The organism is Amycolatopsis sp. NPDC003676, assembly GCF_053587275.1.
Genome location: NZ_JBSFNS010000136.1, coordinates 1 through 19,010, shown reverse-complemented (window position 1 = coordinate 19,010; position 19,010 = coordinate 1). Strand labels below are relative to the sequence as shown.

Sequence of the window (19,010 nt, the reverse complement as noted above, 5' to 3'; positions counted from 1 at the left end):
CTTGTCAAGGCGGGAAAGATGCCTTGACAAGCACCCCCGAACCGCAGGGAGGCTTCGTATCGGGGTGCGGGGGAGGGGCTGGGTGCCTCGATAGTCGGGTTCAGCGCCTGCGGTTCGAGGTGGGTGCCTCCATGAGTGGGTGCGGCGGTGCGGTTCGCGGTGGGCTTGGGCTAGCGCCCCAATGTGGCGTTGGGTGCATGTGACGCACCGAATGCCGCATTGGGTGCGTGGGGCGCACCCGATGCCGCATTGGGGCGCGTCGCGGCGGCGAGCGAGCAGGTGGGCTGGCGGGCTGTGAAGGGCTCCTTGAGGGAATCTGGTTCCGTGAGGGGCTCCTTGAGGGAATGTGGGTCGTGAGGGGAACCCCTGAGGGAATCTGAGTACGTGAAGGTGGCCCTCACGTACGTCGGCGGGTCGTGAGGGGAACCCTCAGAGGGTGTTGTGGAACCTGGGTGGTTAGTCGTCGTGGTCTTCTGCTAGGCGGCGGGCTGCTTCGGTTTCGATGGGGCCGCGGGGTTCGATGTGTTCGTCGGCGAGGCGGGCGGCCATGAGCCGGATCATGGCGAATTGGATCATGGCTTCGGCGTGGGCGGTTTTGCGTTCGTAGTCGCGGGTCAAGCGTCTGCACCTCGTGAGCCAGCCGAAGGTTCGTTCCACCACCCACCGGCGGGGCAGCACCTGGAACCCTTTCACATCGGCGTTGCGGGGCACCGCGACGATCTCGATGTTCTCGGTCTCGCGGGCCCAGCCAACGAGGGTGGTGTCTTTGGAGTTGACGTAGCCGCCGTCGACCCACACCAGGCCAAGCCGGGGAAAGGCCCGCCGGATCCCGGTCAGGATCCGGCGGGCTCCGGGCCGGTCCTGCACCGACGCCGAGGTCACCGCCACGCCCAGCAGCAGCCCGAGCGTGTCGACCAGGACATGCCGTTTGCGGCCCCGCACCCGTTTCCCCGCGTCGTAGCCGATGTGTTCGCCGCCTTCGACGGTTTTCACCGACTGCGAGTCCAGCACCGCCGCCGACGGTTGCGGGTCGCGGCCGTCGCGCTCGCGCACCTTGTCGCGCAGCACGTCGTGCACCCGGGCCCAGGTGCCGTCCGCGGTCCAGGCGGCGAACACCCGATACGCGGTGGTCCACGGCGCGAGATCACGCGGCGCCAGCCGCCACGCGCACCCGCTGACCAGCACATAGCTGATCGTGTCGATCACCAGCCGACGCGAATGCACCCGCGGACGCCCACCCAGACCCGGATGCCTCTTGGGCAGCAGCGGCTCGATCACCGCCCACTGCGCATCCGTCAACGACGAGCCATAGGCCGGTTTGCACACACAGACGCACACCCGGCTTGATGATCACCACCGCCGCACCACTACCACAGCCGACACACCGAGCCGATCACCAGGTTTCACAACACCCTCTCAGGGAATCTGTTTCCCTCAGGGTGGCCCTCACGGACACTGAAGGCCGGGGTCAGCCCAGGGAGCGCGCTGCTTCGGTTGCTTGCCGGGCGTAGGACCGTCCGAACAGGACTGTGTGCACCAGCAGCGGGAAAAGCTGGTGCAGTGCGATTCGCTCTCGGTATCCGTCCGCCAGGGGTGCGACCTCGTTGTAGGCGGCCACGATCCGCCCTAGTTGCGGGCAGCCGAACAGGTGCAGCATCGCCAGATCGGTCTCCCGGTGCCCGCCGTGCGCGGCTGGGTCGATCAGCACCGCTCCGCCGGAATCCCACAGGACGTTTCCGCTCCACAGATCTCCGTGCAGCCGCGCGGGTGGTTCAGGCGGGCCAGCTATCGACGGGATTCGTGCGCAGGCGCGCTCGAAGACCGCTGTGTCGAGGATCTCGGACGCCATCCGGACGTAGGGGCGGATTCGGTATTCGGCGTACCACTCCGGCCATGACTCGCCTGGTGAGTTGCGCATCGGCGCGGTCCCGATCCATGCGTCCGTCAGGCCGTCCGGGGGAGGGGCGCCGAAAGCGGGGGCTCCGGCTGAGTGCAGGCGGGCGAGGCTGCGGCCGAACTCCTCGGCGTGCGAAGGCGTGGTCTCGGCCACCCGGTCCAGCACCAGCCACGTGTCGTCCGCGCCGTGCACTCGGGGAATCCGCACTGCGTCCGCCGCGGCCAGCCAGCGCAGTCCGGCTGCCTCGTCTCGGGTCGCGCCTGGAGCGTGGCCCCGTTTCACCATCGCGTCGAGGTGCTGGTGGCCGTCGGTCAATACGACCTCGCTGAGGGTGCCTGAGGAGCCTCGCGAGACTGTCTCGAACCCGGTGAGCCGCGTCGCCGCCGCGGCCGGACCTTCGTTCTGTTGCCCGGAAACCACGTCCTCGACGCTACGGGCGCGCACCGGCGGCCGCTGAACGGCTCCGCCTCGGCAGGTGCCCCGCAGCCGGTCTTGTCAACCCTCTGGCCTAGACTCGGATATCCCGGTCAGCAGGTGACCGGGGCGGTCCCGAGGGACTGTCCGCCCCCATCGTTTACCGCTCGAGGAGAAGACCTTGAAGAGCACCGTCGAGCAGCTCAGCCCGACGCGAGTGAAGATCAATGTCGAGGTGCCGTTCGACGAGCTCAAGCCGAACTTCGACGCCGCGTACCGGAAGATCGCCCAGCAGGTGCGGGTCCCCGGTTTCCGTCCCGGCAAGGTCCCCGCTCGCGTCCTGGAAAGCCGGATCGGCCGCGCGCCGGTGCTCGACGAGGTCGTCAACGAGGCCATCCCGGCCAAGTACATCGAGGCCGTCCGCGCGGGCGAGGTCCGGACGCTCGGCCAGCCCGAGTTCGAGGTGACCAAGCTCGAGGACCGCGAGGTGCTGGAGTTCAGCGCCGAGGTCGACGTGCGGCCGGAGATCGAGCTGCCCGACCTCGCCGGCCTCGAGATCAGCGTCGACGACGTCGAGACCACCGACGAAGAGGTCGCCGAGCAGCTCGACGAGCTGCGCGCCCGCTTCGGCATCCTGACCGGCGTCGAGCGCCCGGCCCAGACCGGCGACTTCGTGTCGATCGACCTCTCGGCCAGCGTCGACGGCAAGGCCGTCGAAGAGGCCTCCACCACCGGCCTGTCCTACGAGATCGGCTCCGGCCAGCTCGTGGACGGCATCGACGAGGCCATCGTCGGCGCCAGCGCCGGCGAGACCAAGGTGTTCACCACCAAGCTGGTCGCGGGCGAGTTCGCCGGCCAGGACGCCGAGGTCACCGTCACCGTGCAGTCGGTCAAGGAGCGCGAGCTTCCCGAGGCCGACGACGAGTTCGCCCAGCTGGCGAGCGAGTTCGACACGATCGACGAGCTGCGCGAGGACCTGCGCACCCGGCTCGGCCGCGTCAAGACGATGCAGCAGGGCGTCCAGGCGCGCGACAAGGTCCTCGAGATCCTCCTGGAGCGCACCGAGGTGCCGCTGCCGGAGAAGGTCCTCGAGGCCGAGATCGAGAACCGCAAGCACGACGCGATCCACCCGTTCGACCACGACGAGGACCAGTTCGCCAAGGCCCTCGAGGCCGAGGGCCGCACCCTCGACGAGTTCAACGCCGAGGTCAAGGAAGAGTCGGAGAAGGCCGTCCGCACGCAGCTGCTGCTGGACACCATCGCCGACAAGGAGAAGACGTCGGTCAACGACGGCGAGCTCACCGAGCGGATCATCTACCAGGCGCAGCGCTTCGGCGTCAGCCCGGACGAGTACGTGCAGCGGGCCCAGCAGTCTGGCCAGCTGACCGCGATCTACGCCGACGTGCGCCGCGGCAAGGCGCTCGCCTCGGTCGTGCGCGGCACCACGGTGAAGAACGCGTCCGGGTCCGAGGTCGACCTGACCGAGCTGTTCGGCGCGGACGAAGAAGCCCCCGCCGAGGAGACGCAGGTCACCGAAGAAGCGGCGGCGACCCCCGCGGAGTAAAGCTGTAAGCGAACTTGGGCGGTGTCAGGCATTCTGCACCGCCCAAGTTCGTTAGGGTCGGTTGCAAGATCTCAAGCATCTGAACACGACAGCGGCGGCGCGGCTCTCACAGGCGGCCCGTCGCCGGTGAAAAGGCAGGCAGACGTGAAGCAGCACATGCCCGAGGGGCGGACCGGCACCGCGGGGCTCAACCTCACCGACTCGGTGTTCGAGCGGTTGCTCCAGGAGCGCATCGTCGTTCTCGGCTCCGAGGTCAACGACGAGGTCGCCAACCGGCTCACCGCGCAGCTCCTGCTGCTCGACGCGGACGACGCCGAATCGGACATCCGGTTCTACATCAACTCGCCGGGCGGCTCGGTGACCGCCGGGTTCGCGATCTACGACACCATGCAGCTGATCCGCCCGGACGTGGCGACCTACGCGATGGGCATGGCGGCCTCGATGGGGCAGTTCCTGCTCTCCTCGGGCACCCCGGGCAAGCGCTACGCGCTCCCGCACGCTCGCATCCTGATGCACCAGCCGTCCGCGGGCGTCGGCGGCACCGCCTCCGACATCGCGATCCAGGCGGACCTGTTCAACAAGTGGAAGCAGGAGCTCGCGAAGATCACCGCCGAGCAGACCGGGCAGACCACCGAGCAGATCATCAAGGACGGCGACCGCGACCGCTGGTTCACCGCGCAGGAGGCGAAGGACTACGGCTTCGTCGACCACGTGCTGACCCGCGACAGCGGCCTGACCTCGAGCAACTGAGCCCGCAAGCACACAGGAGAGCGTCATGAGCAACTTCCGGCTCCCGGGTGACTTCCGGGCCCCGCAGACTCCCCAGTCGCGGTACATCCTCCCGTCCTACGTCGAGCGCACCAGCTACGGCGTGAAGGAGTCCAACCCGTACAACAAGCTGTACGAGGAGCGGACGATCTTCCTGGGCGTGCAGGTGGACGACGCGTCGGCCAACGACGTGATGGCCCAGCTGCTGCACCTCGAGCACGAGGACCCGGACCGCGACATCAGCATCTACATCAACTCCCCGGGCGGGTCGTTCACGTCGCTGATGGCGATCTACGACACCATGCAGTACATCCGCCCGGACATCTCGACCGTGTGCCTCGGCCAGGCCGCCTCGGCAGCCGCGGTGCTGCTGGCGGCGGGCACGCCGGGCAAGCGCATGGCGCTGCCGAACGCGCGCGTGCTGATCCACCAGCCGGCGACCGAGGGCACCTACGGGCAGGTCTCGGACCTGGAGATCCAGGCCAACGAGATCCAGCGCGTGCGCCGCCAGATGGAGGTCATCCTGGCGAAGCACACGAACAAGGAACCGGACGAGATCAAGGCCGACATCGAGCGGGACAAGATCCTCACCGCCGAAGAGGCCAAGGCCTACGGCCTGATCGACGAGGTGCTTCCGTACCGGAAGGCCTCGGCGAACTGACCGCGACGGGCCGGTGCGCGGCGAATCCGCGACGCGCACCGGTCCGCTGGTCTAGTGTCGGTCGTCGACGTGCCCTATGGGGGTCGGGTGTTCCCGCCCGCGCCTTCGGGCGGGTACCGTCGATGGCAATGCGTGTTGGTCCCGGGAACGCCTGGCAGTCGCGGGGCCGCCATCCAGTAGTGCAGGTGCGCTCGCGCACCGGAGGGGACGAGGTCAACGGCCATGGCACGGATCGGTGACGGCGGCGACCTGCTGAAGTGTTCTTTCTGCGGCAAGAGCCAGAAGCAGGTGAAGAAGCTCATTGCCGGGCCAGGGGTCTACATCTGCGATGAGTGCATCGACCTCTGCAACGAGATCATCGAAGAGGAACTGGCCGAAGCCGGCGACGTGAAGCTCGACGAGCTCCCGAAGCCCGCCGACATCCACGAGTTCCTCGAGCAGTACATCATCGGCCAGGACGACGCGAAGAAGACGCTCGCGGTCGCGGTGTACAACCACTACAAGCGGATCCAGGCCGACGACAAATCCGGCCCGAAGGACTCCAAGGACGAGCCGGTCGAGCTGGCCAAGTCCAACATCCTGATGCTCGGCCCCACCGGCTGCGGCAAGACCTACCTCGCGCAGACGCTGGCGAAGCTGCTGAACGTCCCGTTCGCCATCGCCGACGCCACCGCGCTCACCGAGGCGGGCTACGTCGGCGAGGACGTCGAGAACATCCTGCTCAAGCTGATCCAGGCGGCGGACTACGACGTCAAGCGCGCCGAGACCGGCATCATCTACATCGACGAGGTCGACAAGATCGCCCGCAAGAGCGAGAACCCGTCGATCACCCGCGACGTGTCCGGCGAGGGCGTGCAGCAGGCGCTGCTGAAGATCCTCGAGGGCACCACCGCGTCGGTGCCGCCCCAGGGCGGGCGCAAGCACCCGCACCAGGAATTCATCCAGATCGACACCACGAACGTGCTGTTCATCGTCGCGGGCGCGTTCGCCGGGCTGGAAAAGATCATCAACGAGCGGGTCGGCAAGCGCGGCCTCGGCTTCGGCGCGGAGATTCGCACCAAGGCCGAGATCGAGGGCAGCGACGTGTTCTCCGAGACCATGCCGGAGGACCTGATCAAGTTCGGGCTGATCCCGGAGTTCATCGGCCGGCTCCCGGTCGTGGCGACGGTGAACCACCTGGACAAGGAATCGCTCGTCTCGATCCTGACGCAGCCGCGCAACGCGCTGGTGAAGCAGTACAAGAAGCTCTTCGAGATGGACAACGTCGAGCTGGAGTTCACCAAGACCGCGCTCGAGGCCATCGCCGACCAGGCCGTGCTCCGCGGCACCGGCGCCCGCGGCCTGCGCGCGATCATGGAGGAAGTCCTCCAGCCGGTCATGTACGACATCCCGAGCCGCGAGGACGTGGCGAAGGTCGTGATCACCGAGCAGACCGTGCGGGAGAACGTCAACCCCACGATCGTGGCTCGCCAGCCGTCGCGCCGCACTCGCAGCGAGCGCGGCGAAAAGTCGGCCTGACCCGGCGTCCGCCGGGCGTTAGCAGGAGTCGGCTGTCCGGGTGTCGGCGGCAGGCGCGATAATGGACAGGATGACAACCGTGCCGCTGACCGCACCCCGGGGGGACGAGACTGCCGACCCCGGCGAAGCGGTACCCGCCGAGACCGAGCCCGCAGCCGCGCCGGTCGTCGGCATCCTGGAGCTGAGCGAGCGGGTAGCCGCGTCCGTGTTCACGCGCTTCCCGTGGCTGCCCCGCGCGTCCGAGATCATGCTGGCGCTGTGCACGCTGGTCTGCCTGGTCGCGGTCGGCACCCGGCTGTCGGCGCTGCCGCTGCTGCCGATCCCGCTGTTCGTGGTGGCGTGGCTGTTCCTGCGCCGGTGGCGTGCGTCGGAGACCCGGGCGCTTCAGCTGCGCTGGTCGCTGCTGACGGCGCTCGCGGGGCTGGTCGGGTTCTGGGTGATGTCCGTCGTGGCCCGCTGGGTCTCGTAACTCGCTCGCGGCGAGCGTCCTTCGCGGTGAACGATTGCCGCCATGGATGCGGTAGTGCAGTGGGTGTGCACCTCGTGGACGAAGAAATCCCGCGGCGGGGCGGAGGCGCGGCTCGCCGCAACGCGGCCCCGATCGCGTTCCCGCTTCCGGCGTTGACCGCGCCCTTCACTCACGTGGTGCGGATGGGCGAAGAGACGGATTTCGAGCCGCGGTCCGAGGCCTGGGACGGCGTGGCGGAAAAAGCACGGGCGGAGCTGTATTCGATGGTTCGCCTCAACGAGGCGGACGACCTGCTGCGGGTGAGACTGGAAGCGATCCGCTACGCGAGCCCCAAGCGTCCGAGCCGACCACCGGCGCATCGGCTGGCCCGCGGGGAATGGCTGCGGTGGCAGGTGAATTACCGCTTCAGCGGTTACAGCACCGATTGGCGTTACCGGCTGGACACCCTGAACATCGCGTATGGCCCGGTGTCGCCGGATCAGTTCCTGGGCACGCCGACCCACGTGATCGACGAACTGGCGACTCTCTTCTGACCTCGGCGAAGCAGGCTCACGCCTTCTGCCGCAAATGCTTCCCCAAGAACCCCACCATGCTGGGAACCGTCGTCCGGAAGAACGTGTCGCTGTGCTTCCCGTGCGCCGTATACCCAATCGTCGGGTGCGTTTCCGCGATATACCGCCGCACACCGGTGATGAACGGATCTTCCGTCCCGCAGTAAACCGCCGTCGGAATGCCCTGCAGGGACGACTGATGGCGCAGCGGGTCGAGCGAAGTCCAGTCGGTCATGCCGGTGAAAATGCGGCGTTTCGCCATTTCCGGCCACGATGTCAGCAGCGCGGGCGCGATCGCGGCGACCGCGGCGGGCGGTTGGCGGCGTTCGGCGCGGCGGCGGGCGTACAGGAGGGCTCCGAAGCCGCCCATCGAGACTCCGGCGCAGGCGAACGGCACGCCGTCCGTGCCGCCGAAGCCGCGGGCTCGCAGCCACTGCGGGACTTCTTCCAGCAGCATCGCCATCGGGTCGTCGCCGGGGCGGACCTGGTGCCAGTAGTTGTCGCCGCCGTCGACCGCGACGAAGCCGTACGCCGGCACGGCTTTGCGCGCGACGTCGCTGCCCAGTTGCTTCAGCAGGCCGCTCGGCGCGGCGGAGCGCGCGGATCCGTGCAGGCCGTGCAGCATCAGGGACATCGGCAGACCGGCTGGGGGCTTCTTGCTCGGCAATTGGAAAACGAGGTCCACTTCCCGGCCGCGGGCGTGGGAGTAGACGCGTTCCACCCGCATGCTGCCGAGCTGGGTCACCGGCGTCGACGACGTCACGCCCAGTGCCCGCTGCATCGCTTGGTTGAACGGCACCACGCCGGTCGCGCTCCCCACCGCGAGCCCGGCGATGCCGAGGCCCGAGGCGCCCGCGATCAGCATGGACCGGCGGCTCACCCGCCTTCGGCCCTCAGTCTCCTCGCTCACCCAATCCCCCTCACCCATATAGCGTAAGACGTGGCGAAGGGACAAAACGTTGCCTTCAGAAGATCTTCATGCGGTTGTTGTGATCAGACCCACGGACGCCCGAGCGGCGGCAGGGCTGTCTCCGAGCCCGACGACGAGCGTCACGCAGAGTGGCGAGAGCACCTCGGTCACTCCCCGGTCGCCCCGGCCGAAGTGGCCCAGCAGTTCGAGGGTGACATAGCCGTGGATCGCGCTCCAGATCTGTGAGGCGACCGACAGCGGATCGCCCTTGAGCCGTCCGGCCTCGATCGTGCGCGAGACGGCCGCGACCATGCCCCGGAACGACGCCGCGGCCTCGCTGTCCGGGCTCTCCTTCAAAAGGTCGCCAACCGCTTGTCCGTGCGCGCCCGCCTCTCGGAACATGAGCGTGAACAGCTCCGGATGCTCCACCGCGGTGCGGCGGTAGGCCAGCGCGAGGCGGTACAGATCGGCCACCGGATCGTCGCTCTGCCCGACCGTCGCCATGTTCGCGATCAGCCGCCGAAACCCTTCTCGCGCAACGGCATCGACGAGCGCGGCCATGCCGCCGAAATGGGTGTACACGGCCATTGTGGACGCGCCGATCTCGGCCGCCAGCTTGCGGGCCTGCAGTGCTTCCGCGCCGCCGTCGGCCAGCAGCCGGATCGCCGCCTCGACCAGTTGCGTCCGCGCGTGTTCGCCCCGAGTCCGCTCGTTCATGCTTGCCAGTATCCCATAACCCTGTTATACCGGTGACCATAACCACGTTATGGACGGAGCATGTCATGGGAAATCTCTTCCTCGAAGGCAACTTCGCGCCGGTCGAGCGCGAGTACACGAGCACCCGCCTGACGGTGACCGGGCAGCTGCCCGACTACCTCGACGGCCGCTACCTGCGCAACGGGCCGAACCCGACCGACCCGGATCCGGAAACGCACCACTGGTTCCTCGGCCGCGGCATGGTGCACGGCGTGCGGCTGCGCGACGGCCGGGCCGAGTGGTACCGCAGCCGCCGCGTCGGCACCGACGAGGGCGGGGCCAACACCAACGTCATCGGGCACGCCGGGCGCACGATCGCGCTAGTGGAGGGCGGGATGCCGCAGTGGGAGCTCAGCGAGGAGCTGGACACCTTGGGCATCTGCGACTTCGACGGCACCCTCTCCGGATACACCGCGCACCCGAAGCGCGACCCGCGCACCGGCGAACTGCACGCCGTCTCGTACCAATTCGGGCTGGGGAACAAGGTCCAGTATTCGGTGGTCGGCACCGACGGCCGGGCGCGGCGCACGGTCGACGTCGAGGTCACCGGTGCGCCGATGATGCACGACTTCTCGCTCACCGAACGGTATGTCGTGTTCTACGACCTGCCGGTCACCTTCGATCCGGACCAGGCCCCGGTGCCGGTCGACGTGCCCGACCCGCTGACCGCGCGCACCGGTCGCGGCGTGAGTTCCTTGCCGTACCGGTGGAATCCGGACTATCCGGCGCGCATCGGCGTGATGCCGCGCGAGGGGGACAACAGCGACGTCCGCTGGTTCGACGTCGGCCAGTGCTACGTCTTCCACCCGCTCAACGCTTACGACGAGGACGACCGGATCGTGCTCGACGTCGTCCGGCACCCGAAGATGTTCGACCGCGCGCTGCACGGCCCGGCCGAAGGCGAGCCGACGCTCGACCGGTGGACCGTCGACCTCGCGCTCGGGAAAGTCGTCGAAGAACGGATCGACGAGCACGGCCAGGAGTTCCCGCGAGTGGACGAACGTCTCGTCGGTTTGCCGCACCGGTACGGCTACGCGACGGCGCTCGACGACCGGTCTCGCAGCGTCGGCGCGGTGTACAAACACGACCTGCGCAAGGGTTCCGTGGAGGCGCACCGGTTCGGTCCCGGACGCGAGCCAGGCGAGTTCGTGTTCGTTCCGTCCCGGGCGGACGCGGGCGAGGACGAGGGCGTGCTGATGGGCTACGTCTACGACGCGGCCGAAGCGCGCAGCGACCTCGTCCTGCTCGACGCGGGCACCCTCGAAACCGTTGCCGCCGTGCATCTTCCGGATCGGGTCCCGCACGGTTTCCACGGCAACTGGGTGCCCGCCGGAGCGTGATTACGTCAGCAGCCGCTGGTCTCCGGTGTAGAGGTTCATGCTGTCGCCGCGCAGGAAACCGATGAGCGTCATGCCGTTCTCCTCGGCCAGTTCCACCGCGAGCGACGACGGCGCGGACACCGCGGCGAGCAGCCCGATGCCGGCCATCGCGGCCTTCTGCACCAGTTCGAACGAGGCGCGGCCGGAGACCAGCAGCCCCAGATCCGGGGCGGGGATCCGGCCCGCCTGCAGGGCCCAGCCGAGCACCTTGTCCACCGCGTTGTGCCGTCCGACGTCCTCGCGCACCACGACGAGCTGACCGTCCGAAGTGAACAGTCCGGCGGCGTGCAGGCCGCCGGTGGACGAGAACACCTTTTGCTGTTCCCGCAACCGATCCGGCATCTGGGTGAGGACGTCGGTCTTCACGGTGAACTCGGACGCGCCGGGGGAGAACCGGCTGCGCAGCTTCACCGCGTCGAGCGCGGCCTTGCCGCAGACGCCGCACGACGAGGTGGTGTAGAAGTTCCGCTCGACGCCCGTGTCCGGCGGGGCGACGCCCTCGGCGAGTGCGATGTCGAGCACGTTGTAGGTGTTGCGGCCTTGGTCGTCGACACCGTCGCAGTAACGCGCGACAGCCACGTCCTCACGGGACCCCAGCACGCCTTCGGACAGCAGGAAGCCGTGCGCCAATTCGACGTCGTGGCCGGGAGTGCGCATTGTCACTGCCAGCGCCTTGCCGCCGACCCGCAGCTCCAAGGGCTCCTCGGCGGCCAGCGAGTCCGGCCGGCGCCGCTCGCCGGTCGCGGAGATCCGCCGTACCGGCCGCCGTACCGTCACTCTGCCCATCGCCTGCTCCGCTCGTCCTCGTTGTCCGCTTCGGCGTCGATTTTTGTTGTCATCGACAAGACATTCTCAAGTCATTCGACAGTCATCCGGCGCAACGCCGAGGATCTGGTAAACCATTCCCAGCACCTCGTCACTGTTGGGAGGAGACCGCCGATGGCTGTCCCCGGCTTCCTTGCCCGTTCCCGCATCGTCGCACCGCCTGGCTGGACCCGCTGGCTCGTGCCGCCCGCTGCGCTGTCCATCCACCTGTCGATCGGCCAAGCCTACGCGTGGAGCGTCTTCAAGACGCCGCTGGAGAAGACCCTGGGACTGTCCGGCACGCAATCCGGGCTGCCGTTCCAGCTCGGCATCGTGATGCTGGGCCTTTCCGCCGCGTTCGGCGGCACGCTCGTGGAGAAGAACGGCCCTCGCTGGGCCATGGCCGTCGCCACGGTCTGTTTCTCCACCGGGTTCCTGCTCGCCGCGCTCGGCGTCGCGACCGGACAGTTCTGGCTCGTCGTGGCCGGTTACGGCGGCGTGGGCGGGATCGGTCTCGGCATCGGCTACATCTCGCCGGTGTCGACGCTGATCAAATGGTTCCCGGACCGGCCGGGCATGGCCACCGGGATCGCGATCATGGGCTTCGGCGGCGGCGCGCTGATCGCGTCGCCGTGGTCGTCGGCGATGCTCGGCACCTCGCCCACGACCGGCGACATCGCGACGGCGTTCCTGATCCACGGGATCGTGTACGCGGTGTTCATGACGATGGGCGTGCTGATCGTCCGGGTTCCCGCCGACGACTGGCGTCCGGCGGGCGCGGTCAAGCAGGCCGCCGCGAAACCGATGATCTCCACGGCGAACGTCTCTGCGGCGAACGCGCTGAAGACGCCGCAGTTCTGGTGTCTCTGGATTGTCTTGTGCCTCAACGTGACCGCGGGCATCGGCATCCTGGAGAAGGCCGCGCCGATGATCACCGATTTCTTCAAGGGCACCTCCGCCCCGGTCGGCGCCGCGTCCGCCGCCGGGTTCGTCGCGCTGCTCTCGCTGACCAACATGCTGGGCCGGTTCGTCTGGTCGTCGGCCTCGGATCTGGTGGGGCGCAAGAACATCTACCGGTTCTACCTCGGCGTCGGCGCGCTGCTGTACCTCGTGATCGCGTTGACCACGAACTCCTCGAAGCTCGTGTTCGTGCTGTGCGCGATGCTGATCCTGTCCTTCTACGGCGGCGGGTTCTCGACGCTCCCGGCGTACCTCAAGGACCTGTTCGGCACCTATCAGGTCGGCGCGATCCACGGCAGGCTGCTGACCGCGTGGTCGGCGGCGGGCGTGCTCGGGCCGCTGATCGTGGACGGGATCGCGGACAGCCAGAAGGCCGCGGGCAAGACCGGGCCGGACCTGTACCAGCTGTCGTTCTGGATCATGATCGGCCTGCTGGTGGTCGGGTTCGTCGCGAACGAATGCGTGCGCCCGGTGAAGGAGAAGCTCCACGAGCCGGCCGGGCAGGCCGCGGTGGGGAGTGAAGCCTGATGACGAGTGCCGAGGGCCGTTCCAGCGGCCGGACTGTCCTGCTGGTGATCGCCTGGCTGTGGGTGCTCGCCCCGTTCGCCTACGGCGTGGTCGAGCTGATCCGGAAGGTGGTCGGGCTCTTCGGCGGCTGAGCCGCCGGCGAACGCTGTTCCTAAAATTAGCACTGGACAAATGGTCAAGAGTCGTTGACCATTGTCCCCATGACTGGGGACGACCAGGCGGGCTATGTCCCGCCCCAAGAATCTGTCCAGGTGGAGACGACCGATCAGCTGCGCGCGGTCAGCAACGTCGTGCGGCACCGCGTGCTCGCGGTGCTGCGCGACGGGCCCGCGACGATCACGCAGGTCGCCGAGCAGCTGGACATCGCGAAAGGCAGTTCCAGCTACCACATGCGGGTGCTGGAGCGGGCCGGGCTCGTGCACGTCGTGCGCACGCGGAAAGTGCGTGGTGTGCTGGAGCGCTACTACGCGCACGTCGGCAAGAGCATCGAGCTGCCCGAACCCGCCGCGGGACAGCGAGATGTGCTGATGCAGCACGCGATCAACGACCTCTCGACCGCTCCCGAGGGCTCGCGCCGGTATGTTCGGATGCAGCACACGCGGATCAGCGAGACGCAATTCGAGGAGTTCGAGCGCCGGCTGGCCGGACTGCTCGACGAGCTGCGGGACGCGCGCGACGCCGACGAGGCAGCCGCCACCGTCGCGGTCGCGTTCTTCCGTCCGGGGCCGGGTGCGGCCCGATGACCAATCCGAAGATGCCTCCCGCGTTCAGTCGCTTGTGGACCGCCGCGACAGTCAGTTCCCTAGGCGACGGTGCGTATGTCGCGGCTCTGCCGTTGCTGGCGCTGTTGCTGGACAGCGATCCGCTGGTGGTCAGTCTGGTGACGGTGGCGGTGCTCGCGCCGTATCCGGTGGCCGGGCTGTTCGCCGGCGCCCTGGTCGACCGTTGGGACCGGCGGCGCACGATGTGGCTCGCCGACCTGGCGCGAGCGGTGTTGCTGGTGTTGACGGTCGTTGCGGGCGCGTTCGGCTGGCTCAGCATTCCGGTCCTGCTCGTGGTGGCGTTCCTGCTCGGTACTGGCACCCTGTTCTTCGACACTGCCGCGCAGGCCTACCTGCCGGATCTGCTCGCGCGGGACCAGACTTTGCTCCGGCGGGCCAATGGATACCTGCGCGGGGCGTCGACCGCCGCCGGGCAGTTCGCCGGACCGCCGGTCGGGAGTTTCCTTTTCACCGTCGGAAGAACGCTGCCGTTCGCGGTGAACGCGCTGACCTACGTGGCCAGCGCGGTGCTGATCCGGACGCTGCCGTCGGCTCCGGTGCCGAAACGCGAGCCGGGACGGACCGTGTGGGCGGACTCGAAAGAGGGTTTCGCGTACGTAGTAAAGGATCGGCTGCTGCTCGGCCTCGCCCTGCGGCCCGCGGTCGGGAACCTGGCGTTCGGCGCTTTCGGCGCGGTGCTGGTGGTTTTCGCCAAGGACGCGCTGGGCCTGCATTCCGCCGGATACGGGTTCCTGCTCGCCGCGGAAGCCGCCGGGGGACTGGTGGGCGCGATGGTGCTCGCCGGACCGCTGGAGAAGTGGCTCGGCACCGGGACCGCGCTCACCGTCACCGCGGTGATCGAGGGCGGCGCGGTGCTGGTGTTCGGCCTGGCCAGGGACCCGTGGCTGGCCGGAGCGATGTTCGCCCTGTGCGGCTGTGCCATGGCGACCACGATGGTGCTCGGCGGCTCGCTGCGACAGGTCGTGGTCCCGGCACGGCTGATGGGCCGAGTGGCCGCGGCTTCGCGCCTGGTCTCGGCCTCGGCCGCACCGGCAGGCGCCGCGCTCGGCGGCTGGCTCGCCGCGACGGCCGGGGTGCGGGTGCCGTACATCGGGGCGGCGGGGGTGCTCGTGTCGATGACGCTGGTGACGATGAGCATGACGAGCAACAAGCGGATCGAAGCGGCGCTCGCGCGAGCGAAGGAGGCTACTCCAGTCGCATAGCAGTCACGGCGGCGAAGAGGATCGGGAATAGCAAGGTGAGCGGGCAAACCGTGAGCCACACGCGGCGCGCTAGTCGTTTCGGCTTGCCCAGCGAAGCGACCAGCGCGCCGATTCCGGCCGCGACCGGCAGCGCGAAAAGCCCCCACATCGAGAAGGAGGCGAGCACGACGATCCTGAGCACGACCGGCCAGCTCAGCTCGTTCGAGCCAGCCGTCACTCCGATCGCGAGCCCGCAGAGCACCAAGGCGCTGACCAGGAACGCGCCCGCGCCGTGCAGTGCGCCGACGATCGCGGGGCGGGCTTGGGTCGGTTCGCTCGGGTCCGGGTCCACCTAAGGATCGTGGCAGGCCGGGAAGCGCGGCGGATGCGTGGAACTACTCGGTTCGGAGGCGGTCGAGCAGGCTTTCCCTCGCGGACTCCACGTGATGTTCGGCCACCCGGGCTAACCGTTCCCGGTCGCCGGCGCGAATCAGCTCCGCCAATTCCCGGTGCTCAGCCACCACGCGGGCCCGGTAATGCTCGTGTCCCAGCGAAACCCGTTGCAGCTGGAACAGGAACACCTGCGAGCGCACGGCTTCCCACGCCTCGGTGAGCCGTCCGTTGTCCGCCGCCGCGTAAACGCGGTCGTGGAAAGCGATATCCAGCGCCAGCAGTCGCGGGCCGTCCGCATTCGTGCGGACGGCCGTCGCCAGCTCCGCGACCAACGCGTCCAGCGCGTCCAGATCCTCGGCGGTCGCAGTGGTGCGCGCGGTGACCGCGGCGAGCCGGTCGAGGGCGGCGCGGACCGAGTAGACCTCGTTGACATCCTCGGCGGTTACGTCGACCACCGTGGTCGGGCGATGCCAGCCGCAGCGGACCAGGCCTTCCCGGGCCAGCTGGGCGATGCCCTCGCGCACCGAACCGCGGCTGATCTCCAGCGACGCGGCCAATTCGACCTCGCGCAAAGGCGCGCCGGGCCGGAAATGGCCGGCGAAGATCGCTTCGCGCACCCGGTCGGCGGCCTCGTCGGCGAGCCCGCGGCGCGCCGCCTTCCTCAGGGGGGTGACTTCCACGTGCTAATGTTGACATTCGGACATCGGCCGGTCAAGGTGAAGAAACCGATCCCCGCGCCGAAGGAGTGCCCCATGGCCGTCCGTCCCGCCTTCCACCTGGCCATACCGGTCGACGATCTGCCCAAGGCTCGCGAGTTCTACGGCACCGTGCTCGGGCTGTCGGAAGGGCGCTCGGCGGACGCGTGGGTCGACTGGAACTTCCACGGCCACCAGGTCGTCACGCACGTGGTCCCGGGCGCCCGGGCGGAAGCCGGCCGCAATCCCGTCGACGGGCACGACGTTCCGGTGCCGCATTTCGGGCTGGTGCTCGACGTCGACAGCTTCCAGGAGCTGGCCGGGCGGCTGCGCGCGGCGGGCACCGAGTTCGTGATCGAGCCGTATCAGCGGTTCGCCGGAGAGAAGGGGGAGCAGTGGACGATGTTCCTGCTCGACCCGGCCGGGAACGCGCTGGAGTTCAAGGCTTTCCGCGACGAGACGCAGTTGTTCGCGAAATGAACGTCCTCGTCACCGGAGCCTCGCGCGGGATCGGCCGCGCCATCGCCGTCGCCTTCGCCACCAGGGGCGACCGGATCGCTGTCCACTGTGGATCCAACCGGGAGGCCGCGCGCGAGACGCTCGAGGCGCTGCCCGGTTCCGGGCACGTGCTCGTGTCCGGCGACCTCGGGAATCCCGATGCCGCGCAGTGGATCGCCGACGTGGCCGAGGAACAACTCGGCGGCGTCGACGTGCTGGTCAACAACGCCGCGGTCGGGACTACTCCGGCCACCCGGACGCCGATCGGCGAGATGTCCTATCCGGACTGGCAGGAGGCGTGGCGGCGCACGCTGGACGTCAACCTCCTCGGCGCGGCCAACGTTTCCTTCCACGTCGCCCGACACCTGATGGCTCGCGGCGTGCCAGGACGGATCGTGAACATCGGGTCGCGCGGGGCGTTCCGGGGCGAACCCGAATACCTCGCGTACGGGGCGAGCAAGGCCGCGCTGCATTCGTTCGGCCAATCGCTCGCGGTTCAGTTGGCTCCGCACGGCATTTCGGTCACCTCGGTGGCTCCGGGTTTCACCGCGACCGAGCGAGTCGCGGACCGGGTCACCGACCAGGTGCGGGAGCAGAGTCCGTTCGGCCGGGTGGCCGAACCGGAGGAAATCGCCGAAGCGGTGGTGTTCCTGGCGTCGTCGGAGACGCCCTGGGCGTCCGGCTCCATCCTGGACATGAACGGAGCCTCACACCTGCGCTGAGCTGTGAGCTGCGTCACGAATGCAGCAGATCGGGGCCGCCGGACGTCCAGAAGGGCGTGCGGATCGCAGGGAAAGTTATCGCCGGCACGCTGTCGATGGCGGTGTTCGCCGGCACGGCTTACGGGTTTTCGACCCTGAGCGCGCTCGACGACATCACGCGCAGCGACGTCATCGGCGGCGGCGGATCGGTGGACGAAGGCCAAAAGCACGCCGACGGGGCGCTGGACATCCTGTTGGTCGGCCGGGACGCGCGCAAGGGTCCGGACGGGACCCCGTTGCCACAGAGCGTCCTGGACGAACTGCGCGCGGGCGCGAACGGCGACGACCTCACCGACACGTTGATCGTGCTGCGGATCCCGGACGGGCAGCAGGAGGTCAAGGCGTTCTCCATCCCGCGCGACTCGTACGTCTCCATGCCCGGCGGAAAAGGCAAGATCAACGCCGCGTTCGGCCGCGGCAAGGCGGCCGAGGCCTCGAAACTGCGCGCGGCCGGGGAAACCGACAAGGACAAGATCGAGCAGGACTCGATGACCGCGGCGCGCAAGTCGACGCGGCAGGCGGTCGAGGATCTCACCGGCGTCACCATCGACCACTACGCCGAGGTCAACCTGCTGAGCTTTTCCGAGATCAGCAAGGCCGTCGGCGGAGTCGAGGTGTGCCTGAAGAAGGCCACCAAGGACGAGAACTCGGGCGCGGACTTCCCGGCGGGCAAACAGCGGCTTTCCGGCGGTGCCGCGCTCGCTTTCGTACGGCAGCGCGACAATCTGCCCGGCACCGACTTCGGCCGGATGCGGCGGCAGCAGGTGTTCCTCGCTTCGATGGCGCACGAGGTGCTTTCGGCCGGGACGCTCGCCGATCCGGGCAAGCTGAGCGATCTCATCGACGCGGTGAAGCGGTCGGTGGTGCTGGACCAGTCGTGGGACATCCTGGACTTCGTCAGCAAGATGCGCGGGGTGTCCGGCGGCGGCATCCAGTTCACGACGATCCCGGTGGTGAACCAGGACTACCGGTACGACAAATCCCATCCGACGGCGACCGCGGTGCAGGTGGATCCGGCGCAGGTGAAAGCGTTTGCGTCCGGGCTGATCGGCGCGGCGCCGCCCGCCGCCCCGCCGGGTGCGCCGAAGGCGGCGGTGGAGATTTCCAACGCCGGTGGCGCTTCGGGCCTCGCGGCGCGGGTCGCGGATGTGCTGAAGGGCAAGGGATTCGCCGCCACCGCCGACGGAAACGCGCCGTCGCAGCGGACGTCGATCGTGCGCTACCCGGCCGCGCTCGCCGCCGAGGGCGCGGAGGTGGCGAAGGAACTGGGCGGACTGTCCACTAAGGAATCGGCGGACGTTCCGGCGGGGCACATCCAGGTGGTGCTCGGGAAGGTCTACTCAGGACCGGGGGTGTCGGACGGCGGGTCCGCGGCTGGGGTGCCGGCGAAGGCCGACCAGCCGCAGCCCGTCACGTCAGACGGTGACCGAGTTCCGGGGCCGTCGTGATGTCGGCGCGCTCGAACCGGACATTGGACACGCCCTCGCGTTCCGCGTGCGCTCGTGCCTGCTCGAGAACGGC

The 19,010-nt window shown here is 68.7% G+C and carries 21 protein-coding genes; 14 read left to right on the top strand and 7 right to left on the bottom strand.

Features of this window, described 5'->3' with window-relative positions; translation table 11 throughout:
* Window positions 1–456: 456 nt before the first annotated feature.
* Window positions 457–1,338: an IS5 family transposase gene (locus ACWDNU_RS40250; RefSeq protein WP_449672710.1), complete on the bottom strand. Its 882-nt coding sequence runs from the start codon at window positions 1,336–1,338 to the stop codon at window positions 457–459.
* Between the two features lie 130 nt (window positions 1,339–1,468).
* A complete protein-coding gene (locus ACWDNU_RS40245; RefSeq protein WP_449672709.1) occupies window positions 1,469–2,317 on the bottom strand; it encodes a fructosamine kinase family protein in 849 nt (282 codons plus the stop codon).
* Between the two features lie 175 nt (window positions 2,318–2,492).
* Here ACWDNU_RS40245 and tig point away from each other — a divergent pair, with 175 nt between their 5' ends.
* The 6 genes from tig (at window position 2,493) to ACWDNU_RS40215 (ending at window position 7,824) form a co-directional block, all read left to right on the top strand.
* Window positions 2,493–3,875, top strand: coding sequence for a trigger factor (gene tig, locus ACWDNU_RS40240; RefSeq protein WP_449672708.1), 1,383 nt, complete (start codon window positions 2,493–2,495; stop codon window positions 3,873–3,875).
* A gap of 144 nt (window positions 3,876–4,019) precedes the next feature.
* On the top strand, window positions 4,020–4,625 hold the full coding sequence (locus ACWDNU_RS40235) for a ClpP family protease (RefSeq protein WP_037813861.1): 606 nt from the start codon (window positions 4,020–4,022) through the stop codon (window positions 4,623–4,625).
* A 25-nt stretch (window positions 4,626–4,650) separates the two neighbouring features.
* Complete coding sequence (locus tag ACWDNU_RS40230; protein WP_009081146.1) at window positions 4,651–5,304, top strand: ATP-dependent Clp protease proteolytic subunit; 654 nt, start codon at window positions 4,651–4,653, stop codon at window positions 5,302–5,304.
* Between the two features lie 222 nt (window positions 5,305–5,526).
* Complete coding sequence (gene clpX, locus ACWDNU_RS40225; RefSeq protein WP_009081145.1) at window positions 5,527–6,822, top strand: ATP-dependent Clp protease ATP-binding subunit ClpX; 1,296 nt, start codon at window positions 5,527–5,529, stop codon at window positions 6,820–6,822.
* A 70-nt stretch (window positions 6,823–6,892) separates the two neighbouring features.
* Complete coding sequence (locus ACWDNU_RS40220) at window positions 6,893–7,291, top strand: hypothetical protein (protein ID WP_449672707.1); 399 nt, start codon at window positions 6,893–6,895, stop codon at window positions 7,289–7,291.
* A gap of 74 nt (window positions 7,292–7,365) precedes the next feature.
* A complete protein-coding gene (locus ACWDNU_RS40215) occupies window positions 7,366–7,824 on the top strand; it encodes a hypothetical protein (protein WP_449672706.1) in 459 nt (152 codons plus the stop codon).
* 16 nt (window positions 7,825–7,840) lie between these two features.
* Here ACWDNU_RS40215 and ACWDNU_RS40210 read toward each other — a convergent pair whose 3' ends face one another.
* Together ACWDNU_RS40210 and ACWDNU_RS40205 are read right to left on the bottom strand one after the other, a co-directional pair.
* Window positions 7,841–8,770 carry an alpha/beta hydrolase gene (locus tag ACWDNU_RS40210; protein WP_449672705.1) on the bottom strand — a complete coding sequence of 310 codons (930 nt, stop codon included), beginning with the start codon at window positions 8,768–8,770 and terminating at the stop codon, window positions 7,841–7,843.
* A gap of 48 nt (window positions 8,771–8,818) precedes the next feature.
* Window positions 8,819–9,469, bottom strand: coding sequence for a TetR/AcrR family transcriptional regulator (locus ACWDNU_RS40205; RefSeq protein WP_449672704.1), 651 nt, complete (start codon window positions 9,467–9,469; stop codon window positions 8,819–8,821).
* 65 nt (window positions 9,470–9,534) lie between these two features.
* On the opposite strand from ACWDNU_RS40205, the gene ACWDNU_RS40200 reads away from it, so the two are divergent.
* Complete coding sequence (locus ACWDNU_RS40200; RefSeq protein WP_449672703.1) at window positions 9,535–10,848, top strand: carotenoid oxygenase family protein; 1,314 nt, start codon at window positions 9,535–9,537, stop codon at window positions 10,846–10,848.
* On the opposite strand, the gene fdhD is transcribed toward ACWDNU_RS40200, so the two are convergent.
* Entirely contained in the window at window positions 10,849–11,673 is an 825-nt protein-coding gene (gene fdhD, locus ACWDNU_RS40195) for a formate dehydrogenase accessory sulfurtransferase FdhD (protein ID WP_116205611.1), read from the bottom strand. It lies immediately after the preceding gene.
* Window positions 11,674–11,826: 153 nt separating this feature from the next.
* On the opposite strand from fdhD, the gene ACWDNU_RS40190 reads away from it, so the two are divergent.
* The 4 genes from ACWDNU_RS40190 to ACWDNU_RS40175 all read left to right on the top strand — a co-directional run bounded on the left by ACWDNU_RS40190 (window position 11,827) and on the right by ACWDNU_RS40175 (window position 15,163).
* Window positions 11,827–13,179 (top strand): OFA family MFS transporter, encoded by a 1,353-nt coding sequence (locus ACWDNU_RS40190; RefSeq protein ID WP_449672702.1) that lies wholly within the window; start codon window positions 11,827–11,829, stop codon window positions 13,177–13,179.
* Window positions 13,179–13,310 (top strand): MFS transporter small subunit, encoded by a 132-nt coding sequence (locus tag ACWDNU_RS40185; protein WP_370935588.1) that lies wholly within the window; start codon window positions 13,179–13,181, stop codon window positions 13,308–13,310. Before ACWDNU_RS40190 ends, ACWDNU_RS40185 begins: the two co-directional genes overlap by 1 nt.
* A 69-nt stretch (window positions 13,311–13,379) precedes the next feature.
* Window positions 13,380–13,922 (top strand): ArsR/SmtB family transcription factor, encoded by a 543-nt coding sequence (locus ACWDNU_RS40180; RefSeq protein WP_449672701.1) that lies wholly within the window; start codon window positions 13,380–13,382, stop codon window positions 13,920–13,922.
* Window positions 13,919–15,163: an MFS transporter gene (locus ACWDNU_RS40175; RefSeq protein WP_449672700.1), complete on the top strand. Its 1,245-nt coding sequence runs from the start codon at window positions 13,919–13,921 to the stop codon at window positions 15,161–15,163. Before ACWDNU_RS40180 ends, ACWDNU_RS40175 begins: the two co-directional genes overlap by 4 nt.
* Here ACWDNU_RS40175 and ACWDNU_RS40170 read toward each other — a convergent pair.
* Together ACWDNU_RS40170 and ACWDNU_RS40165 are read right to left on the bottom strand one after the other, a co-directional pair.
* Complete coding sequence (locus ACWDNU_RS40170; RefSeq protein ID WP_449672699.1) at window positions 15,147–15,494, bottom strand: hypothetical protein; 348 nt, start codon at window positions 15,492–15,494, stop codon at window positions 15,147–15,149. The genes ACWDNU_RS40175 and ACWDNU_RS40170 overlap by 17 nt on opposite strands.
* A gap of 43 nt (window positions 15,495–15,537) precedes the next feature.
* Window positions 15,538–16,215, bottom strand: a complete 678-nt coding sequence (locus tag ACWDNU_RS40165; RefSeq protein WP_449672698.1) for a GntR family transcriptional regulator — start codon at window positions 16,213–16,215, stop codon at window positions 15,538–15,540.
* 72 nt (window positions 16,216–16,287) lie between these two features.
* On the opposite strand from ACWDNU_RS40165, the gene ACWDNU_RS40160 reads away from it, so the two are divergent.
* From ACWDNU_RS40160 to ACWDNU_RS40150, 3 genes are read left to right on the top strand one after another with little or no spacing between them, the layout of a single operon-like run.
* Window positions 16,288–16,710: a VOC family protein gene (locus ACWDNU_RS40160; protein ID WP_370935593.1), complete on the top strand. Its 423-nt coding sequence runs from the start codon at window positions 16,288–16,290 to the stop codon at window positions 16,708–16,710.
* On the top strand, window positions 16,707–17,450 hold the full coding sequence (locus ACWDNU_RS40155) for an SDR family NAD(P)-dependent oxidoreductase (RefSeq protein WP_370935594.1): 744 nt from the start codon (window positions 16,707–16,709) through the stop codon (window positions 17,448–17,450). The genes ACWDNU_RS40160 and ACWDNU_RS40155 overlap by 4 nt, the downstream gene beginning before the upstream one ends.
* A 56-nt stretch (window positions 17,451–17,506) precedes the next feature.
* Entirely contained in the window at window positions 17,507–18,937 is a 1,431-nt protein-coding gene (locus ACWDNU_RS40150) for an LCP family protein (protein WP_449672697.1), read from the top strand.
* The last annotated feature ends 73 nt before the right edge of the window (window positions 18,938–19,010 follow it).

Excerpts from the sequence above, each read along its gene's own strand:
- ACWDNU_RS40230 (WP_009081146.1), top strand. The coding sequence starts at position 4,651 with ATGAGCAACTTCCGGCTCCCGGGTGACTTCCGGGCCCCGCAGACTCCC.
- clpX (WP_009081145.1), top strand. The coding sequence starts at position 5,527 with ATGGCACGGATCGGTGACGGCGGCGACCTGCTGAAGTGTTCTTTCTGC.
- ACWDNU_RS40220 (WP_449672707.1), top strand. The coding sequence starts at position 6,893 with ATGACAACCGTGCCGCTGACCGCACCCCGGGGGGACGAGACTGCCGAC.
- ACWDNU_RS40210 (WP_449672705.1), bottom strand. The coding sequence starts at position 8,770 with ATGGGTGAGGGGGATTGGGTGAGCGAGGAGACTGAGGGCCGAAGGCGG.
- ACWDNU_RS40205 (WP_449672704.1), bottom strand. The coding sequence starts at position 9,469 with ATGAACGAGCGGACTCGGGGCGAACACGCGCGGACGCAACTGGTCGAG.
- ACWDNU_RS40200 (WP_449672703.1), top strand. The coding sequence starts at position 9,535 with ATGGGAAATCTCTTCCTCGAAGGCAACTTCGCGCCGGTCGAGCGCGAG.
- fdhD (WP_116205611.1), bottom strand. The coding sequence starts at position 11,673 with ATGGGCAGAGTGACGGTACGGCGGCCGGTACGGCGGATCTCCGCGACC.
- ACWDNU_RS40190 (WP_449672702.1), top strand. The coding sequence starts at position 11,827 with ATGGCTGTCCCCGGCTTCCTTGCCCGTTCCCGCATCGTCGCACCGCCT.
- ACWDNU_RS40185 (WP_370935588.1), top strand. The coding sequence starts at position 13,179 with ATGACGAGTGCCGAGGGCCGTTCCAGCGGCCGGACTGTCCTGCTGGTG.
- ACWDNU_RS40180 (WP_449672701.1), top strand. The coding sequence starts at position 13,380 with ATGACTGGGGACGACCAGGCGGGCTATGTCCCGCCCCAAGAATCTGTC.
- ACWDNU_RS40175 (WP_449672700.1), top strand. The coding sequence starts at position 13,919 with ATGACCAATCCGAAGATGCCTCCCGCGTTCAGTCGCTTGTGGACCGCC.
- ACWDNU_RS40160 (WP_370935593.1), top strand. The coding sequence starts at position 16,288 with ATGGCCGTCCGTCCCGCCTTCCACCTGGCCATACCGGTCGACGATCTG.
- ACWDNU_RS40155 (WP_370935594.1), top strand. The coding sequence starts at position 16,707 with ATGAACGTCCTCGTCACCGGAGCCTCGCGCGGGATCGGCCGCGCCATC.